The organism is Rudaea sp. (assembly GCF_036383415.1).
Classification (GTDB): domain Bacteria; phylum Pseudomonadota; class Gammaproteobacteria; order Xanthomonadales; family Rhodanobacteraceae; genus Rudaea.
Genome location: NZ_DASVOK010000455.1, coordinates 1 through 17,324, shown reverse-complemented (window position 1 = coordinate 17,324; position 17,324 = coordinate 1). Strand labels below are relative to the sequence as shown.

Genomic DNA, 17,324 nt, shown 5'->3' with positions numbered 1-17,324 from the left:
GGCGAAGTGCGCATCCGCATGCGGCTCGCGCCGATCCACAACCACGACCTGTGGACGATCCGCGGCCAGTACGGCTACAAGCCGAGCCTGCCGGCGATCGGCGGCAGCGAGGGATTCGGTGTCATCGATGCGCTCGGCGCGGGCGTCGAAAAACTCGCATTGGGCCAGCGCGTGTCCGCGGCCTCGGGCCACGGGACCTGGGCCGAGTGTTTCATCGCGCCGGCGCGCATGGTGATTCCGATTCCCGATGCGATCCCCGACGAAGTCGCCGCGCAGCTGATCGCGATGCCGCTGAGCGCGCTGATGCTGCTCGAATTCCTGCAGGTGCAGCGCGGCCAGTGGATCGTGCAGAACGCCGCCAACGGCGCGGTCGGCAAGACGCTCGCGATGCTCGCGGCCGCGCGTGGGGTGCGCGTGCTCAGCCTCGTGCGCCGCGATCATGGCGTAAGCGAAATGGCTGCGCTCGGCGTGGCCGACGTGATCTCCACCGCGACATCGGGATGGATGGACGCGGCGAAGAAACTCCTCGGCGCCGCGCTCGCGAACGCGGCCGTCGATTCGGTCGGCGGCAAGGCCAGCGCCGAGCTGATGGTGCTGCTCGGCGAGAACGGCGTGCTCGTGTCGTTCGGCGCGATGAGCGGCGAGGCGATGCAGATTCCCTCGGGCGACGTGATCTTCAAGCACGCCGTCGTCAAGGGCTTCTGGGGCAGCAAGGTCAGCCGCGAGATGGCGCCTGAGGACAAGCGCCGCCTGGTCGGCGAACTGATCCAGCGCGCCGCGAGCGGCGAACTGCATCTGCCGGTCGACGCGGTCTATGATCTCGCCGACGCGGCCAAGGCGGCCGCAGCGAGCCTGCAGCTGGGACGCAACGGCAAGGTGCTGCTGCGGGCTTGAAAATCCGGCGTTCGCGCGGCCCGCACGAACGCCGCATGGATATCAGCCTCGCCGCGCCGCCTCGATCGCAGCGACATCGATCTTCCCCATCTGCATCATCGCCTCGAAGGCGCGCTTGGCCGCCGCGCGATCCGTACCGGTGAAGGCTTCGGTGAGCACTCGCGGCGTGATCTGCCACGATATGCCCCACTTGTCCTTGCACCAGCCACAGACGCTTTCCTTGCCGCCGGTGCCGACGATCGCGTTCCACAGGCGATCGGTTTCGGCTTGGTCCTCGGTCGCGATCTGGAACGAGAACGCCTCGCTGTGCTTCATTTCGGGGCCGCCATTGAGGCCGATACAGGGAATGCCGACGACGGTGAAGTCGACCGTCAGCACATCGCCCTGCTTGCCGGCGGGATAGTCGCCCGGTGCGCGATGGATCGCACCGACCGCGCTGTCCGGAAACGTCTTCGCGTAGAACTGCGCGGCTTCGAGGGCAGCGCCGTCGTACCAGATGCAAATAGTGTTCTTGGGGATCATTTCATTCTCCAACTGATGATGGTGTGTGCATTCGGCCGGCGCGAGCCAGCCTATCGGCCCTGCGTCGAAACGACGAGCGGCGTTTGCGCAAATCGACATCTGCGGAATTTTTTCGACGATCGAGGCGTGGTGCGCGAATGACCGCCTTCACGCGGGCGAGGAAAAATGGACAAGGCACCGTCATGCCAGCGCGGAAGTAGCAGATAATCGACACCCATGCGCACGCTCCCGATCTATGCCTTCGATGAGTTCACGCTCGATCCGGCGGTGCGCGAGTTGCGCCATCGCGGGGCGACGGTATCGCTGCCGCCCAAGGTATTCGATTGCCTGGTCTACCTGATCGAGCAGCGCGAGCGTGCGGTCGGACGCGACGAGCTGATCGCCGCGGTCTGGGGCCGCGTGGACGTGAGCGATGCCGTGCTGGCGCAGACGCTGTTGCGTGCGCGCCGCGCGGTCGGCGACACCGGCGGTGAGCAGACTGCGATCCGCACCGTGCCGCGCTTTGGTTATCGCTGGGTGGCGCCGCTGACGGTGACGATGCCGACGACGACGGAAGACAGCGCGGCCGCAACTCCGACAGCGGTGGCGAGCGAAGACGCGGCAGATCTGCCTGCAGTCGCTTCGGTCCTGGCTGCCAACGACGCAGCGCCGGCGATGACTTCGGCGAGCCCGGCGCCGCGGCGGCGATGGCCGCTCGTCGCGGGCGCGCTCGCAATCGTGGCGGCCTTGTTGTTGTGGTGGACGATGACGCGGCCCGGCCACGCCCCGCCCGCGGCGCAGGCTTCAGCGCAATCGGTGCTGGCGATCGTGCTGCCGATGACGATGACCGCGGACAGCGCCGAGCATGCCTGGGTCCGACTCGGCGTGATGGACTACATCGCCAGCCGCATGCGCGCCGACGGCGGATTGAACGTGCTGCCAAGCAGCCAGGTGTTGCCGTTGGCGGGAGAGCGTTCCGGCGATGGCGATGCCGACGCGCTCGCGCGGCGATTGCTCGCCACCACCGGCGCGCACTGGGTCATCCAGCCGAGCGCGGTTCCCGGGCACAACGACTGGAGCGTGCGCCTGCACCTGCTGCAGATCGGCGCGCAGCCGGGCACCGACGTCGAAGCGCGCGGCGATACCGTGTTGACCGCCGCCGCAGCGGCCACCGACACGCTGTTGCGGCGGCTGGGTCACCTGCGCAGCACGAGCGCGTCCGCGCCGACCGCGCTCGCCGAGCGCCTGCAACAGATCGATGCCGAATTGCTGGCCGGCCAGCTGGCCAACGCACGCGGCCTGATCCAGGGCGTAGGCGAAGACCTGCGCAATGAGCCACCACTGCGACTGCGCGAAGGCCAGCTTGAGTTCCGCGCCGGCAACCTGGACGTGGCCACGCGCGTGTTCGACAATCTGATCGCGCGCGGCAGCGCGGTGCCCGACGACATTCGCGCGCAGGCCCTGGCGGGGCTCGGCGCGGCGGCGATCCGTTCCGGCGATTTCGCCAACGCCGAACGGCGCTATTCGGATGCGCTGGCGCTGCTCGAAGGCAACGGCAAGCTGGATCCGGTTTTGCTCGGCAATGCCTATAACGGCCGGGGCGTCGCGCGCGTGGAACTCGGGCGCGACGCCGAAGCGATCGCCGACATCGGCCGCGCGCGCCTGGCCATGCAGCGCGCCGGCAACGAATTGGAGGTCGCGGCGGTCGACGTCAATCTCGGCATGCTCGAAAGCCGGCGCCACAACGACGCCCAGGCATTGCAGCAGTTCGACCGCGCCGTCGCCACGTTCGCGCGCTTCGACGTGCGCGACAATCTCGCCGCCGCGCTGCAGGCCAAGGCAGCCTCGCAGATGCGCCTCGCGCAACCGGCGGCCGCACTGGCCAGCGTGCAGCGCGCGGCCGAGCACTTCGATGCGATCGAAAATCCGATCCTGGCCGAGCGCGTTGCGCTGGTGCATGCCGAGGTATCGATGGCCAACGGCCGCCTCGGCGAAACCGAAGCGTGGATCGCGCGTCTGCAGGCCGGTCCGCGCAAGCCGCCGCAGGTGCTGGATACGTTGCGCTTGCGCCTGCACCTGGTGCGTGGCGATACGCGTGGCGCGGCGGAATTGGCGCGGACGCTGGCGGCCGCGTCCGGCAATATCGACGGAGAAAGGATCCTGCTCGGCGTGCAGGCTGCGCTGCGCGCCGACGATGTCGCGGCCGCCCAGGCCTGGCTGGCACGCGCCGGAGCCGAGGCGCAGACGGACATGTCGTGGCTGCTGGCCAAGGCCCTGCTGGCGATGCGCGACTCTCCGACCGCAAGCGAATCCGCGTTCGTCGCGGCCGATGCTGCCGCCGCCAAGGATTCGCCCGATGCGCGCGTGACCGCGGGCTGCGCGCACGCCGCCGCGCTCATCGCACAGGGTGCCGCCGAGCGCGCCGCTCCGCTGCTCGGGGAAATCGGCACGCTCGCCGACAACGACTATCGCATTGCCCGCACCACCCTGGCCCTGTATCGCGCGCTTGAAGATCGCAACGCGGCCGCCGACAGCGAGGCCGCGGTCAAACGCCTGGCCGGCGAGCGCGATCCGCGACTGCCGCTGGTGTACTGATCGGTATCAAGAAAAAGAAAAGGCCCCGACCAGGTCGGGGCCTTGTCCGCATCGGATTGACTAGCGCAGTTACTTGGTCGCGCCCTGATCCTTCTTGCCGAGCACACCGTCGCGGCCGATGTTCTGCGCAACCACGCTGGTATCGGTCGCGGAGAAATAATCGGTCCAGGCGAACGTGGCGTAACCGTCGCGGCTGACAGCGCCATTCATATACAAGGTGCCGCTGTTCGAGGATTTGATGCCAACGATGCCGCGGCTCCAGCCATAGTTGCCGTCGCTGGTGATGTACGCGGCTTGCACCGGCATCGGCGCCGGATAAGCATCCAGTGACCATGCGGCAACAAAGCCGTTGGGCATCGGCACCATCACCAGGTTGTCTTTCGCGATCGGGTCCACCGGCAGCAACGCGTTGCCGGTGTCGCCCCACAGGCGGTTGCCCTGGCCATCCACGCGCTGGGCGTAGATGCCGACCTGCACGTTGGCCGTGCCCGGGGTGCGCTCACGCCAGACCACAAAGGCATTGTCGGCGCCGGCGTCGTAGCTCACCACACAATTGCCGCGGTTGTTGACCGTGTCGGTTGACGGCTTGACCCCGTTGTGAACGAAACGTTCGCTGCCGTCGGCGTTGATGTGCTGCACGCGCGTCTGCCGGCTGGAAACGCCGAAGGTGTAGTCCCAGCAATAGACCGCACCGCCGTTGCCGTCGGTGACGAACTTCGAGAAGGAGCCGTTCGGAATCGCTCCGCCGGCGTTGTCATCCCAAAGGATGTGCGGGGTACTGCCCCACATCGGCTGGCCGTTGGCGTCGTACTTCTGCGTCCAGTATTGGTTGATGAAGCGGCCGAGTTGGGCGTTCCAGCTGGCGATGACGCCGCCGTCCTCGGCGACGTGCAGATCGGAGAGGATGAAATTGGTGCCGTTCAACTGCGGAACCTGGATATCCTGGTCGCCCCACAGTAACGCGCCGTTGGCATCGAGCTTCTGCAACACCACTCGGCCGAGGCCGGCAGAGCTGTAGTTCACAGTCCACCCCAGCGCAGCACCGCCGTCGCCCGTGCTGACGATGCGCGGAGACAAGGCGCCGTTGCTGCCGCCATCCGGCAGCCGGATCAGACCCGATGCATCGCCCCACAACAGCCTGCCATCGGGCGATACCTTGGTCGCGTAAACGTGGGTCAGGTTGTCGACCAGGCTGAGATCGTGAAAGGCCAATAGGGCGTTGCCGGTCGGGTCGACGTCGATGCCGTAGTCGGTGTTGTAGCTCGCGTTGCGGTTGGCGATCACGATGCCGTTGGGGCCCCATTGCGGGCGGCCCTTGACGTCGAGTCGCTGCAGGCGCATGGCGTAGCCGGCGTAGTTGGCATTGGAGTTGTCGAGCCAGGCGATATAGAAACCGCCATCGGCCGTCGGGGCCATCTTCGGCTGGACTTGCAGGTTCGCGCCGTTGCCGATGACCTCGTTGACGTCGGCGTACTTGGACCACTGCGCATAGGCGCTCAGCGGCGCAAGCAGCACGGCGGCCAGACCCAGGGCGAAGCGGAAGTTGCGGATTTTCATTTCGTATCTCCGGATCAGTAGTAGAGCGAGGCCTTGGACGAGCACAGGGTCGTGCTGCCCGCGTTGCAAACCTGGTAGATGAGCGTGCCGGTGCCCTTGAGCTTGGGCGTATCGGTGGTGTTCAGCGCGTTGGGAACGGCCGACATGATCTTGACGCCACCACGGTAGACATCGACGGTGCTGTCGCCGCGCGTCCACAGCAGGCTCACCTGGAACTTGTTCTTGACCGTGTCGCCGACGACCATCAACTGGCTCGGCGGGATGCCGGGTTGCAGCGCACCACCGCTGACCAGGTTGTCCACCGCGGCCTTGGCCTGGACCAGGCCCCAGCCGGTATTGAAATCGCGGCCGGGCGCGTCGACGTCGAGGGCGCTTTCCGCGAGCGCTTCGCGCACCTGCTGATTGCTCTTTTGCGGTGCGGCGCTCCAGGTCAATGCGGCCACACCGACGACATGCGGGGTCGCCATCGAGGTGCCGCTCATGTAGCCGTAGGCGCTGGCCGGCGACTCGAAGATCGTGCTGACGCGCACGTCCTGACCAAGCTGTGCCGAGAGCATGGCCGCTCCATCGGTGTCGGTCACGCTGACCACCGGAATCGTGGAGACGTAGGGGCTCATCGTGCCGCTGAAGCCGCCCGGGGTGTTGTTGTAGACGATCACGCCGAGGCCGCCGGCGGCAGTGACGTTGGTGGCCATCGTGGCGAAGGTGGTGGTGCCGCGCTTGCACGCCACGACGTTGCCGGTCCAGTTTGCGCTGGTCGTCGCGCAGGTACCGCCGTCCACGAGCAGGCCGTGCGCGACGGTCTGCACTGTGCCGGTCATGGCCGTGGCCGGGTAGCTGGTGTCACCGGCGCTGATCGCGGCGCTGCGAAAAGGCAGGGTGCTGAGGATGTCGTTGCCCGGGGCGGCGAGTTCCACCTGGCTGTTGTACTGCGAGTAGACCGCGCGCTTGTTGTTGCTGTCCAACGCCGCCACCGAGATGACGCTGTCGTAAGAAGCCGGGTAGCTGTAGGTGCCGTTGCCGTCGTTGCCCGCGGCGGCGATGCTGAGCACGCCCTGCTGGTACAGGCGAGTGAAAGCGTCGCGTTCGGCGATGCTGCTGCCGCCACCGCCGAGGCTCATGTTGATGACCTTGGCGCCGGCCGCCTGGCAGCGCTGGGCCGCGTCGATCAGCGTCGAGGCATAGCTCCATCCACAGGAATTCGGCGTGCTGTCACCGAACACTCTGACGATATGCAGCGCGACCTTGCCCGGACTGACGCCGATCACGCCGACACCGTTGTCCGCGGCGGCGATCGTGCCGGCCACATGCGTGCCATGGCCGCAGTTGTCGGTATCCCAGGGCTGGCCGTTGCCGCTGTCGCCGGTGATGGCGATGCCGGCAAACTCCTCGTGGTTCGGATTGATGCCCGAGTCGATGACGCAGACCTTGATGCCAGTGCCGTCGGCGCCTGCGGCAACCGCCTGCGGCGCCTGCACGCGGGAAACGCCCCAAGGCGTCACCTGACCCATCGGATAACGCGGTGCGTCGGTTTCGACGAACTCGACGTCGGGAGCCTGCTTGAGATCCTCGATCGCGCTGACCGGCAGGGTCGCCGCGATCGTGTCGATTGCATCGAGATTGAAATGAACCTTGCCGCCGGCGGCCTTGAGCATTTGCTGCAGATGCGCCTTGCTGCCCTTGCTGTACTTGATCAACACGCGGTCGGTGTTGTTGTCCGCCGCCGCGGCCATCCGTGCGGTCCCGCCTGTCAGTACGGCGGCGATCGCTGCTGCCAAAATCATGCTCCTGTGACGCTGTTGCATAACGTGTCTCCCGAGAGTCTTTTGGATGAACGCTCCGGCACAGTGCCCGCGTCCTGGTGGCGAACGATGATCGGCCGATGATGACCGCGCTTGAGCGGCGGGTGACAGCAGCGTTGCGCGGCATGACTTTTCCATGACATTTCGCACAAATGCCCGGAATCCGCCGAAATCGCGAGCCGTTTCAGCCCGAAAGTGCGGTACTCACCACCCGACCGGGCACGGCAGGACGAAACGCGTTCCGTCGACGATGAGCGTGCAACCGCCTCCGGTCACGGCGGCTTCGGCAGCATCCCGATCGTCTGCAGCCAGGTCTCGGCGAGCCCCGGCCATTGCGTGATCGGCTGCTCGCTACGGCGCAGGCCGAATGCGTGGCCACCGTGCGCGTAGACGTGCATCTCCACCGGCACCCCGGCTTTCAGCAGGGCGAGGTAGTAGGTCGCCGATTCGTGGATGTTGTCGACGGGATCGTCCTGCGCCTGCACGATGAAGGTCGGCGGCGCATCCTTGCTGACGCGCAGACCGTTCGCCGGCTTCTCGTAATGGCCGTCCTCGTAGTCCCAGATGTGGCCGGGATAGAGCACGACGGCGAAGTCCGGACGGCTGCTCTGCTTGTCGGCGGCGTCGACGGGCGCGTAGCTGCGCCTGGCTTCGTTGCTGACCCAGGCAACGAGATGGCCGCCGGCGGAAAATCCGAGCACGCCGATCTTGTGCGCATCGATACCCCACTTGCCGCCGCGCTCGCGCAGCAGGCCGATCGCGCGCTGCGCATCCTGCAGCGCCATCGGCACGCGCGGCATCTTCAAACCGTACGGGCCGCTGCCGGGAACGCGATACTTGAGCACGACGCAGGTGACGCCTTTCGTCGTGATCCAGTCGCAGACTTCGGTGCCTTCGAAATCGATCGCGAGCATTTGATAGCCGCCGCCCGGAAACACAACGATCGCCGCACCGGTGTTGTTTCCTTTGGCCGGGAATACCGACATCGTCGGTCGTGAGACGTTGTGCACACCGGTCACGGGCTTGCCGGCAAACTTGGGGTCGGCGCTTGTCTTGGTCAACGCATATTCCGGCCCCGGAACGGGTTGCGCACTTGGCGGCATACCTGGCCACAGTGCGATTTGTTCGATATCAGCAGGCGGTGACCACTCGTTTGCCCAAACGGTTTGCGTCAGCAACATCGCCAACGCCGCGGCGCGGCAGAAAAATCCGTCAATTTGTTTCAAGCAGCGTTCTCCCGTGCGTGCGAATCGTTCCTGCCAGCCATCCTGCCTCATCTTCTTGCGGCTTTCGGCCGATACCCGGTCCGAGCGGGGGAAATTTCATGGCGAGGATCGAGTGCGCCGGCTCTTGCATCGAGCCATGTCTGCCCGCATAAACTGGCGTCCTGCGCGGCGACCGGCCGCCTCCGACTCCACCGATTCGACACCGCAGTGATGACGACGACCAACGATTTCCTGCACCGCTTCCAGCTCGAACGCGCCGGCGTGCGCGGCGCGATCGTGCGCCTCGACGAGGCCTGGCAGCGCATCCGCGCGAATGGCGACTACAGCGGCCCGCTTGCCGAACTGCTCGGCCAGACCGTGGCCGCGAGCGCGCTGTTTACAAGCCCGATCAAGTTCGAAGGCCGCCTGGCCATCCACCTGCGTGAAAGCGGCACACTGCGCCTGCTGTTCGCCGACTGCACGCACGACGGCCAGTTGCGCGGCATCGCGCGCTGGGAGGGCGAGCAACCGCAATCGCGCGTGTCGCTCGAAACCGATGCGCGCCTCGCGATCACGATCGAGAATTCCGTGACCGACACGCGTTATCAGGGCCTCGTGCCGGTCGAGCACGGCGATCTTGCAGGCGCGTTCGAAGGATATTTTCAGCGATCGGAACAGTTGCCGACGCGACTCGTGTTGGCCGCGAACGGGGAGCGCTGCGGCGGGCTGATGCTGCAACAGGTCGCCACAGGCGGCGGTGCGCCACAAGGCGATGCCGACGGCTGGAACCGCGCCGAGCACCTGCTCGCGACGCTGACGGCGGACGAGCTGCTCGACCTGCCCCCGGAACAAGTACTGCTGCGCCTGTTTCACGAGGAAGAGGTGCGCCTGCAGCCCGCGCAGCCGCTCGCGTTCGGCTGCACCTGCTCGCGCGAGCGCGTCGGCACCATGCTGCGTTCGCTCGGTCGCGCAGAGAACGAAGCCGTGCTCGCCGAACAGGGCTCGGTGCAGGTCACCTGCGAGTTCTGCAATCGCCACTACGTGTTCGATGAAGCCGAGATCAACGAACTGTTCGCCGACGAGCCGCCGGTGGAAGCGATGCCGACGCGGCATTGAGCTGCGGCTACGGCCGCCAATTCGCGTTGCACTCCCAGAATTCGACGCTGCGTCGATACGCCTCGTGATCGAGCGCCACGCCCGAGCCGCCTTCCTCGACGCCGAGCGCGTTGCGCATCATCGTGATCGGCGCCATCGGGATTTCCTCGGGCTCGGCGGTGTAGATGCAACCGACAATGCCCCAGTCTGCGTCGATCGGTGAACCTTCCTTCGCCAACTGCTCGCGGCTGTAGAGGATGACGACGAGCCAGTTCGCGACCGGCGCTTCGACGCCTTCGAACCAGCGCACGAGCACCGGCAGTTCATCCTTCGTGCGCGCCTCGTAGGCCGAGCGCAACAGATGCCGATTGTCGTCGCCGATCGGCACGGTCAGACAACGCGTCGACGTCCAGTTGCGGTGCACGTGCAGTTTGCAGAACGGCGCGTAGCCGTCGAGCACCTTGAACGGCGGCTCGTCGTTGAGGCGGCGCTCGAATTCTTCCGGCGAGCAATCCTGGATCGTGTTGCGACGACTTTCCTTCGGAAACAATCGAGCGCGTGCAAATGGTGTGAGAAAGATCGACATGCCGCGCGACTCAGATCGGTGCACCGGGCGGAATCGTCGGCAGTGGACGCAGCTTGACCGATTTCGGATCGGCGAGATACTTGCGGATCGTCTCGGCGGCCGACGCGCGACTTGCGGCAACGGCGTCGCTGCCGCCCTGCTTTGCCAGCCAGGCCTGCCACTGCTGCAGCGAGGCGCGCACGTCGGCATCGACCTGCGCATGCAGCTTGCCGTCGTCGAGCGCGTGCAGCAGCGCATCGAGCACGACCCAGTTCGCTGCGGTCTGCACGGCCAAGGCAGCCGGTGCGGAACCATCGCGGGCAGTCTGCTGCCACGTGCCGCGAAACACAGCATCGAGCACGTCGCCGATGCCGGGTTGTTTCGCATCGCGCGCATGCTGCCAGGCGAGACGATTGAGGCGCTCGGGCGTGAACAGGAACAATGTCGTCTGTGCGGCCGCGGCTTCGACTGCGCCTAGCGGGTCAAATGTCGGCCCCGTTTTTGTCGCGAAGTACTCGCGATTGCGCGCGTAGTCCGCACCCGGCGGCGTGACCAGATCGAGCACGTTTGCCGGCAACGCGAGATCGTCCGCACCAAGCGTTGCGACGAGACGCGCAAGCGCGTCACGCTGTGTCTGCGCCGGTACCGGCATCGAGCCGGCCTGACGATCCACAGCTTGCGAATACGCATAACTCGCGCCACCGAGCAGGCGCGCAACCGCTTCGGTCTGGTAGCGATGCAGCAGATACACCGGCACGAGGCGTGCTTCGACCTCGCCGGCCTGGCGATCGGGCGGCAGCACGCCGATCGAAAAATTCGCGAGCGCTGTTCGCCGTGCAGCCATCAATGCATCGAACATTTTCAATGTGTCAGGGCCGGAATCCCACAACAAGCCGTCGGGCTCCGCGTCACCCGGACTGCGCGCGTCCTGGTCGCTGATGTAGTGGAAGCCGGCCTTGGCGATATCCGCACGCAACTTCGCGAGCGACGACTCCTCGGCGCCGGGCGCGAACTGGCAGTAGGCGTGCGCGATGATGAAGTCGTCCCACGCGCCGAGGCCGATGCCGTAGGCGTGGTCGAGCGAAATTTTCCCGTCGGCGCCAAGCGCGAGCAGCGGATGCGGATAGTCCATGACCGAACCGTTGCCGAGCCGGCTCGCGGCGAAGTTGTGGGCGAAGCCGAGCGCGTGGCCGACCTCGTGCGCGGCGAGCTGGCGCAAACGTGCGAGCGCCATCTGCTCGGCTTGGTTCTTCAACTCGGTGGCGTTGGCCTTGTCATACGGCGCGAGCAGGCTTTCGGCGATAAGAATGTCCTGGCGCACGCGCTGCGAGCCGAGCGTCACGTTGCCGCGGATGATCTCGCCGCTGCGCGGATCGACGATCGGCTGGCCGTACGACCAGCCGCGCGTGTAGCGATGCGCCCAGGTGATCAGGCTGTAGCGCACGTCCATGGCATCGGCGCCTTCGAGCAGCAGTTCGACGCGATAGGCATCCTTGAAGCCCGCCTTCTCGAACGCCGTCTTCCACCAATTCGCACCTTCGAGCAGCGCGGAGCGCACGGGCTCTGGCGTGCCGCGGTCGAGGTAGAACACGATCGGCTTCTTGACGTGTCCGACTTCGTCGACCTTGTCGAGGCGGAAGCGTGGCTGCACGCGCCGATCGATGCTCGATGCAAGCGGCTGGGCGAAATCGTACCAGCCGACGCTCAATCCGCCCGAAGCCGGGTGATAGGCACGCGGCGCATAGCCCGGCGCCGGCAGCCGCACGAAGCTCAAATGCTGGCGCACGGTGACGCTTTGCGGATCCATCGCCACGTCCTTGACGAACGCGCCCTCGCCGGGGCCGCGGAACGTCAGCATCGCTTCGAGTTCGGTGTTGTCAGGAAAACTCTTCGCATCGGCGAGCGATACCGCACTGCGCTTGTCGTCGATCTCGTACTTGCCCTGCTTCGTTTCGTTCAGTCGCTGCGCAATGCCGTGGCGGTCGGAGATCAGCAGCGAACTCACGTCGACGAGCACTTCGCCGTTCGCGCCCTTGCGTTCGCCGACGATGTCTCCCGCCCACAGCACCGATTCGGCGAATGCCTGGCGCACGCTGAGTGCCTCATCCGCATTGTTCGACACGGCGCGGAACTTCGTGTTGTCCTCGACCAGCAGCACGCGAGAGCCGACGCGGCGGAATTCGACCAGATGCGACTCGCTGCTCTGTCCGCGATCGAGGCCGACGTCGTTCGAGCCGAGCGCCCACGGCAGCGAACTCATCATCAGGAACGGCTGACCGAATTCTTTCACGCCGAGCAACACGCGGCCCTTTGCTTCGTCGCGGTACACATTGAAGAAACCCGCCGCGTGCCGCAGACCTTGCGTCGCGCTTGCGAAATCCGTTGCCGCCTTGCTTTCCGACGGCTGAGGCGCCGCGTTCACCACGGCAACGATCAGCAACCCCAGCACCGCAACCATCACTCTCCCGCTACGCCCCACGACCCGCTCCCGCAATGAAGGATGTGGGTGATTCTGCCCGACCCATGCGCCGCTGCCTATGGGCCGAAAATCATGCATCTCGCTGCGATCGAGGAAATGGAACTCCCTCCGGAAATCACCTTCAAGCAAGGCGCCCGCGCAGAGTCAGCGATGGTTTGGACCAATCTCGTGGTCGAGGAATCCAAGCAAGCGTTCGAACAACTCGTTGACGTGATCCTCGGCATAAAAGCCATGGCCTTCGGTGCGATCGTACAGCCATTCCGGGTCCGCGCCTTTCGCCTTGAGCGCGTCGCGCATGGCCTTTCCATGTTCTTCGGGAACGCGTCCGTCGTTGCCTCCGACGACGAGCATCACCCTGGCCTTGATCTTGTCCGCCTGCGCGACCGGCGAACGCGCGCGCAATTCTCCTTCGTTTTCGCCGAGCGCCCATTTGAGATAGTTCTTGCCGAACCGGCTCTCGGGAATATCGCCACGCTTGAACATCATCGGCAAATCGTAGACGCCGACATAGCCGATGGCGCAGCGATAGAGATCGGGCTCCTTGGCCACTCCTTCGAGTGCGGCGTAGCCGCCATAGCTCGCGCCGAATATGCATACGCGCTGCGGATCGCCAATGCCCTGCGTGATCGCCCAGCGTGTCGCATCGGTGACGTCATCCTGCATCTTGCCACCCCATTGGCGCGCGCCGGCATTTTGAAACTCCTCGCCGTAGCCGCCTGATCCGCGAAAATTGACTTGCAGCACCGCGTACCCGCGCGAGGCGAGCGCCTGCACGTAGGAATCGTAACGCCAGCGGTCGCGGATCCCGTAAGGTCCGCCGTGGACGTAGACGACCAGCGGCGACCGGCCCTGCGCCGCACGCTGCGGTCTGGTCAGATAGCCGTGCAAACTCGTCCCGTCCCGCGCGGCGAACGCGATCGGCTCCGTCGACGCGAGCGTTTCACGTTTCAGCCAGGGATACTTGGCGACGAGAAAACGCAGCTTGCGCGCCGCAACGTCGTAAAGGTAGTACTCGCCGGGATTCGTGTCGCTGTCGACGAATACCACGGCCTGGTGCCCGTCGCTCGTATGACTGCCGATGCTCACGCGCTGTCCCGCAAATACTTGCGCAAGATTGCGCATCATGTCCGACTCTCGTGCGGACTTGTCGATCAGGGTCAGCGCAGGCCGTCCCGGCATCGAGGCGATCGCGTAAGCATCGCGTCCTTCGAAGGTGTCGAGCAGTTCGTCCGCATCAGCCTCGTTGCCGCTCCAGAGCGCCTCCATCTTTCGCTCGGCCACGTCCCACAGGCAAATGCCCCCCATCTTGCGCTCTCCGGGACAGGAGAAGTAGACCTTCTTGTTGTCGCGCGTGAACCGCAGCGGAGTATCGATACGATGCGTCACGCCCTCATCGAACAGAAGCTCCCACTCCGCCGACGCATTCGCGCGATAGTAGACCTTGGCCTTGAGATCGTCGCCCGTCGCATGGGCGAAGCGCACCGTACCATCGTTGTCGGCAACGAAACTTGCATTGCAGATCGGAGCCGTCGCAAGTGTTTCCATGCTGCCGTCCGCCGCGAGCGATCGTGCGGTCGGATAGGGCCCGCGATCGCACTTGCCCCAAGGCCTCACATTGACGAGCAGCTTTTCGTTCCCCGCCAGGCGACCTTCGACTATCGCATAGCCCTGTGTGCCGGCCGAGCGCCGCCAACTGTAGAGCACCGTCTTGTTGCTGCCATCGGCATTGACCGCGAGCAGCTCGCCGTTGGCAACCATGCCGTCGACATCGTAGAGCTTCTGCGACATGTTGTAGACGATGCGATGAGATCCGAGCCACCAGAAGTCCTGCACTTCGTCGCGCTCGATCGGGCGCAGATTCACTCCGCTCATGTCGGCGAGGCGCAGCATGGAAAGCACCGTCTTGTCCTTGACCACTCCCGTCACCGCAAGATATTGCCCGTCCGGCGAAATCTTCACGTCGCGGAACTGCTCGTGCTTGGCCAAGTCCCGCAAGGCGGGCACCTGCGCCTGCGCAGGAACGGTGAGCGCCACGAGCAACAGCGCCACCGGCAATCCAGCGATCCCCATCCCCTTGTTGTACGACATTGTTCAGCCTGCCCCAGAAAGCCAATCACATTTGTCCGTTTGACAAACCCCATTGTTCGATCGGCAGATCTCCCCGGCGAGGGCAAGCAGCCCAGCCGCATCAGCCGAGAACCGAAGTAGACCCGATCGAGAACGCGGCAGCAAGACTGCACGCAAGGCCTGCGCATGCGGCGAATTTCCGAGCACCCCAGCGACATGCGGCGTGGGCAGATTCCACTCTCAGCGTCTCTTTCTTATCGAAGCAGCGCGCCATCAGCAGCAAAACGATGTACGCGGAATTCCGGAATCCCCGCAACCAACTTGTTCACGCGCGGTCTAGTATATTGATGGCAGCCATCGCTCCACTCCCGGATGGCGCAGCGGAATCCGACCCATGATCGCAGAACAGCCAACGGCAGCGCCTGAAGTCGACTTCGGGAGCAAGGCGGGGTGGCAGCGCGCCGTCGCGCGGTACCAGCAGCCTTCGACGCCGCGCGCGCTGTGGCAGGTAGCGAACACGTTCGTCCCCTACGTCGCGCTCTGGTGCCTCATGTACTTCAGTCTCGGCGTGTCGTGGTGGCTGACGATACCGCTGGCCATGCTCGCCGGCGCCTTTCTCGTGCGCATCTTCATCATTTTCCACGATTGCGGGCACGGCTCGTTCTTCGGATCGAGACGTGCCAACGACGTGCTCGGCGTCATCGCAGGCATGCTGACGTTCACGCCGTACTACCAATGGCGCTGGGAACACGCGATGCACCACGGCACGGCGGGACATCTGGACAAACGCGGCAACGGCGACGTGTGGACGATGACCGTGCAGGAGTACCTGGAGTCGTCGAGGTGGAAACGGTTCGGATACCGGGTGGTTCGCAACCCGTTCATTCTCCTGCTCGTTGCGCCGCTGGTTCTCTTCCTCATCATCCAGCGCATCCCCTCGACGCAGGGACGCCGCGAACGTCATTCAGTGTGGTGGATCAACCTTGCGGTGGCCTGTTACATCGTCGCAATGAGCTGGATCTTCGGCATCAAGGCCTATCTGCTGATCCAGTTGATCGTGACCATGGTGGCGGGCGCCGGGGGCGTCTGGATGTTCTACGTCCAGCACCAGTTCGAGGACGCTTACTGGGAGCGCGGCGACAACTGGAACTACACCGCCGCCGCCCTGCAGGGCAGTTCGTTCTATAAATTGCCGGGAATCCTGCAGTGGTTCTCCGGCAACATCGGCTTTCATCACATCCACCATCTGAGCCCGCGGATTCCGAACTACTATCTGCAGACCTGCCACGACGCCGATCCGCTGTTCAGCCAGGTCAAGCCGATTACGTTCGTCGCCAGCCTGCGGACGCTGACGTTATGCCTGTGGGATGAGAAAACCAAAAAGCTGATCGGATTCGCTCCGATCCGGCAACGCCGCAGAGAACGGCACGCCGCATAGGAGCGGGCCCGTCTTGTACAGCAATCTCTATCCCCGGATGGTGCTGATCCGAGGCGAAGAATCCACTGCGCGAAGCAAATATCGCTTCATCGCGACAAAGAGATATATACTTCGGACTTCAGGAAACTTCGCCTCGCCACGATGACGCCAATCAGCTTCGAATTCTTTCCGCCCAAGACCGACGAACAGCGCGCGACACTCGAAGCGGCGCTGCCGAAATTGAAGGCGCTCAAGCCCGACTACGTGAGTTGCACGTTCGGCGCAGGCGGCTCCACGCTGAGCTACACGCCGGAAACGGTGCGCCACCTGCGCGACGAACACAGCCTCGACGCGGCGCCGCACCTGTCCTGCGTCGGCGGCACGCGCGCGGAAATCGGCAAGCTGCTCGACAGCTACAAGGCGATGGGCTGCAAGCGTATCGTCGCCCTGCGCGGCGACCTGCCCTCGGGCATGGCGAGCTACGGCGAGTTCCACTACGCGAGCGACCTGGTCGAATACATCCGCCGCGACCACGATGGTTTCTTCCACATCGAAGTCGCCGCGTATCCGGAGATGCACCCGCAATCGGGCGACGCGCACAGCGATCTGGCCAACTTCAAGCGCAAGGTCGACGCCGGCGCGAACGGCGCGATCACGCAGTACTTCTTCAATCCCGATGCGTATTTCCGTTTCGTCGACGACGCGCGCAAAGCAGGCATCAGCGTGCCGATCACGCCAGGAATCATGCCGATCACGCAGTACTCGCAGCTCAAGCGCTTCTCGGACATGTGCGGCGCGGAGATTCCGCGCTGGATCGCCAAGCGCCTCGAAGCATTCCGCGACGATGCCGATTCGATCCGCGAATTCGGCGCCGACGTGGTCGCGCAACTTTGCGAAAAGCTCATCGCCGGCGGCATTCCGGGGATACACTTCTATACTCTGAACCGGGCCAAGGCTACGCTCGCAATCTGCGAGCGCATCGGATTGGGTCAGCCGTCATGATCGATCGCCTTTCCGCCGCCGATTTCGAAACGCTGCCGGCGCACCGCCTCGCCATGGTGCACGGCGACAAGCGCATCGAGTTCGAAGTCGCCGGAGTGCGCGCACTGCCGGCGCGCTCGCAACGCCCGGCGCCACCATTTGCGCT

The 17,324-nt window shown here is 65.1% G+C and carries 12 protein-coding genes; 5 read left to right on the top strand and 7 right to left on the bottom strand.

What is annotated here, in order from left to right; translation table 11 throughout:
* A partial coding sequence (locus VF497_RS16500; RefSeq protein ID WP_330890733.1) for a zinc-binding dehydrogenase occupies positions 1-894 on the top strand: 894 nt, incomplete at its 5' end.
* Positions 895-936: 42 nt separating this feature from the next.
* Here the strand turns inward: VF497_RS16500 and VF497_RS16495 are convergent.
* Positions 937-1,416: a VOC family protein gene (locus VF497_RS16495; RefSeq protein ID WP_330890731.1), complete on the bottom strand. Its 480-nt coding sequence runs from the start codon at positions 1,414-1,416 to the stop codon at positions 937-939.
* 216 nt (positions 1,417-1,632) lie between these two features.
* Here VF497_RS16495 and VF497_RS16490 point away from each other — a divergent pair, with 216 nt between their 5' ends.
* Positions 1,633-3,990: a transcriptional regulator gene (locus tag VF497_RS16490; RefSeq protein WP_330890729.1), complete on the top strand. Its 2,358-nt coding sequence runs from the start codon at positions 1,633-1,635 to the stop codon at positions 3,988-3,990.
* Positions 3,991-4,059: 69 nt separating this feature from the next.
* On the opposite strand, the gene VF497_RS16485 is transcribed toward VF497_RS16490, so the two are convergent.
* From VF497_RS16485 to VF497_RS16475, 3 genes are all read right to left on the bottom strand, one after another.
* Complete coding sequence (locus tag VF497_RS16485; RefSeq protein ID WP_330890727.1) at positions 4,060-5,547, bottom strand: hypothetical protein; 1,488 nt, start codon at positions 5,545-5,547, stop codon at positions 4,060-4,062.
* A 14-nt stretch (positions 5,548-5,561) separates the two neighbouring features.
* Positions 5,562-7,325 carry a S8 family serine peptidase gene (locus VF497_RS16480; protein WP_330890724.1) on the bottom strand — a complete coding sequence of 588 codons (1,764 nt, stop codon included), beginning with the start codon at positions 7,323-7,325 and terminating at the stop codon, positions 5,562-5,564.
* 296 nt (positions 7,326-7,621) lie between these two features.
* Positions 7,622-8,530, bottom strand: coding sequence for an alpha/beta hydrolase (locus VF497_RS16475; RefSeq protein WP_414706933.1), 909 nt, complete (start codon positions 8,528-8,530; stop codon positions 7,622-7,624).
* 255 nt (positions 8,531-8,785) lie between these two features.
* Here VF497_RS16475 and VF497_RS16470 point away from each other — a divergent pair, with 255 nt between their 5' ends.
* Positions 8,786-9,670, top strand: a complete 885-nt coding sequence (locus VF497_RS16470; protein ID WP_330890720.1) for an Hsp33 family molecular chaperone HslO — start codon at positions 8,786-8,788, stop codon at positions 9,668-9,670.
* 7 nt (positions 9,671-9,677) lie between these two features.
* Here the strand turns inward: VF497_RS16470 and VF497_RS16465 are convergent, their stop codons facing one another.
* The 3 genes from VF497_RS16465 to VF497_RS16455 form a co-directional block, all read right to left on the bottom strand.
* Positions 9,678-10,235 carry a DUF3228 family protein gene (locus VF497_RS16465; protein ID WP_330890718.1) on the bottom strand — a complete coding sequence of 186 codons (558 nt, stop codon included), beginning with the start codon at positions 10,233-10,235 and terminating at the stop codon, positions 9,678-9,680.
* A 10-nt stretch (positions 10,236-10,245) separates the two neighbouring features.
* The gene (locus tag VF497_RS16460) at positions 10,246-12,672 is read right to left on the bottom strand and encodes a zinc-dependent metalloprotease (RefSeq protein WP_330890717.1); all 2,427 of its coding nucleotides are present in this window, start codon (positions 12,670-12,672) and stop codon (positions 10,246-10,248) included.
* A gap of 165 nt (positions 12,673-12,837) precedes the next feature.
* On the bottom strand, positions 12,838-14,763 hold the full coding sequence (locus tag VF497_RS16455) for a S9 family peptidase (protein ID WP_330890714.1): 1,926 nt from the start codon (positions 14,761-14,763) through the stop codon (positions 12,838-12,840).
* 391 nt (positions 14,764-15,154) lie between these two features.
* On the opposite strand from VF497_RS16455, the gene VF497_RS16450 reads away from it, so the two are divergent.
* Both VF497_RS16450 and metF read left to right on the top strand, forming a co-directional pair.
* Positions 15,155-16,198 carry a fatty acid desaturase gene (locus VF497_RS16450; RefSeq protein WP_330890712.1) on the top strand — a complete coding sequence of 348 codons (1,044 nt, stop codon included), beginning with the start codon at positions 15,155-15,157 and terminating at the stop codon, positions 16,196-16,198.
* Between the two features lie 141 nt (positions 16,199-16,339).
* Positions 16,340-17,179: a methylenetetrahydrofolate reductase [NAD(P)H] gene (gene metF / locus VF497_RS16445; RefSeq protein WP_330890710.1), complete on the top strand. Its 840-nt coding sequence runs from the start codon at positions 16,340-16,342 to the stop codon at positions 17,177-17,179.
* Positions 17,180-17,324 lie beyond the last annotated feature (145 nt).

Excerpts from the sequence above, each read along its gene's own strand:
- VF497_RS16490 (WP_330890729.1), top strand. The coding sequence starts at position 1,633 with ATGCGCACGCTCCCGATCTATGCCTTCGATGAGTTCACGCTCGATCCG.
- metF (WP_330890710.1), top strand. The coding sequence starts at position 16,340 with ATGACGCCAATCAGCTTCGAATTCTTTCCGCCCAAGACCGACGAACAG.
- VF497_RS16475 (WP_414706933.1), bottom strand. The coding sequence starts at position 8,530 with ATGTTGCTGACGCAAACCGTTTGGGCAAACGAGTGGTCACCGCCTGCT.
- VF497_RS16465 (WP_330890718.1), bottom strand. The coding sequence starts at position 10,235 with ATGTCGATCTTTCTCACACCATTTGCACGCGCTCGATTGTTTCCGAAG.
- VF497_RS16460 (WP_330890717.1), bottom strand. The coding sequence starts at position 12,672 with ATGGTTGCGGTGCTGGGGTTGCTGATCGTTGCCGTGGTGAACGCGGCG.
- VF497_RS16485 (WP_330890727.1), bottom strand. The coding sequence starts at position 5,547 with ATGAAAATCCGCAACTTCCGCTTCGCCCTGGGTCTGGCCGCCGTGCTG.
- VF497_RS16455 (WP_330890714.1), bottom strand. The coding sequence starts at position 14,763 with ATGGGGATCGCTGGATTGCCGGTGGCGCTGTTGCTCGTGGCGCTCACC.
- VF497_RS16470 (WP_330890720.1), top strand. The coding sequence starts at position 8,786 with ATGACGACGACCAACGATTTCCTGCACCGCTTCCAGCTCGAACGCGCC.
- VF497_RS16450 (WP_330890712.1), top strand. The coding sequence starts at position 15,155 with ATGATCGCAGAACAGCCAACGGCAGCGCCTGAAGTCGACTTCGGGAGC.
- VF497_RS16495 (WP_330890731.1), bottom strand. The coding sequence starts at position 1,416 with ATGATCCCCAAGAACACTATTTGCATCTGGTACGACGGCGCTGCCCTC.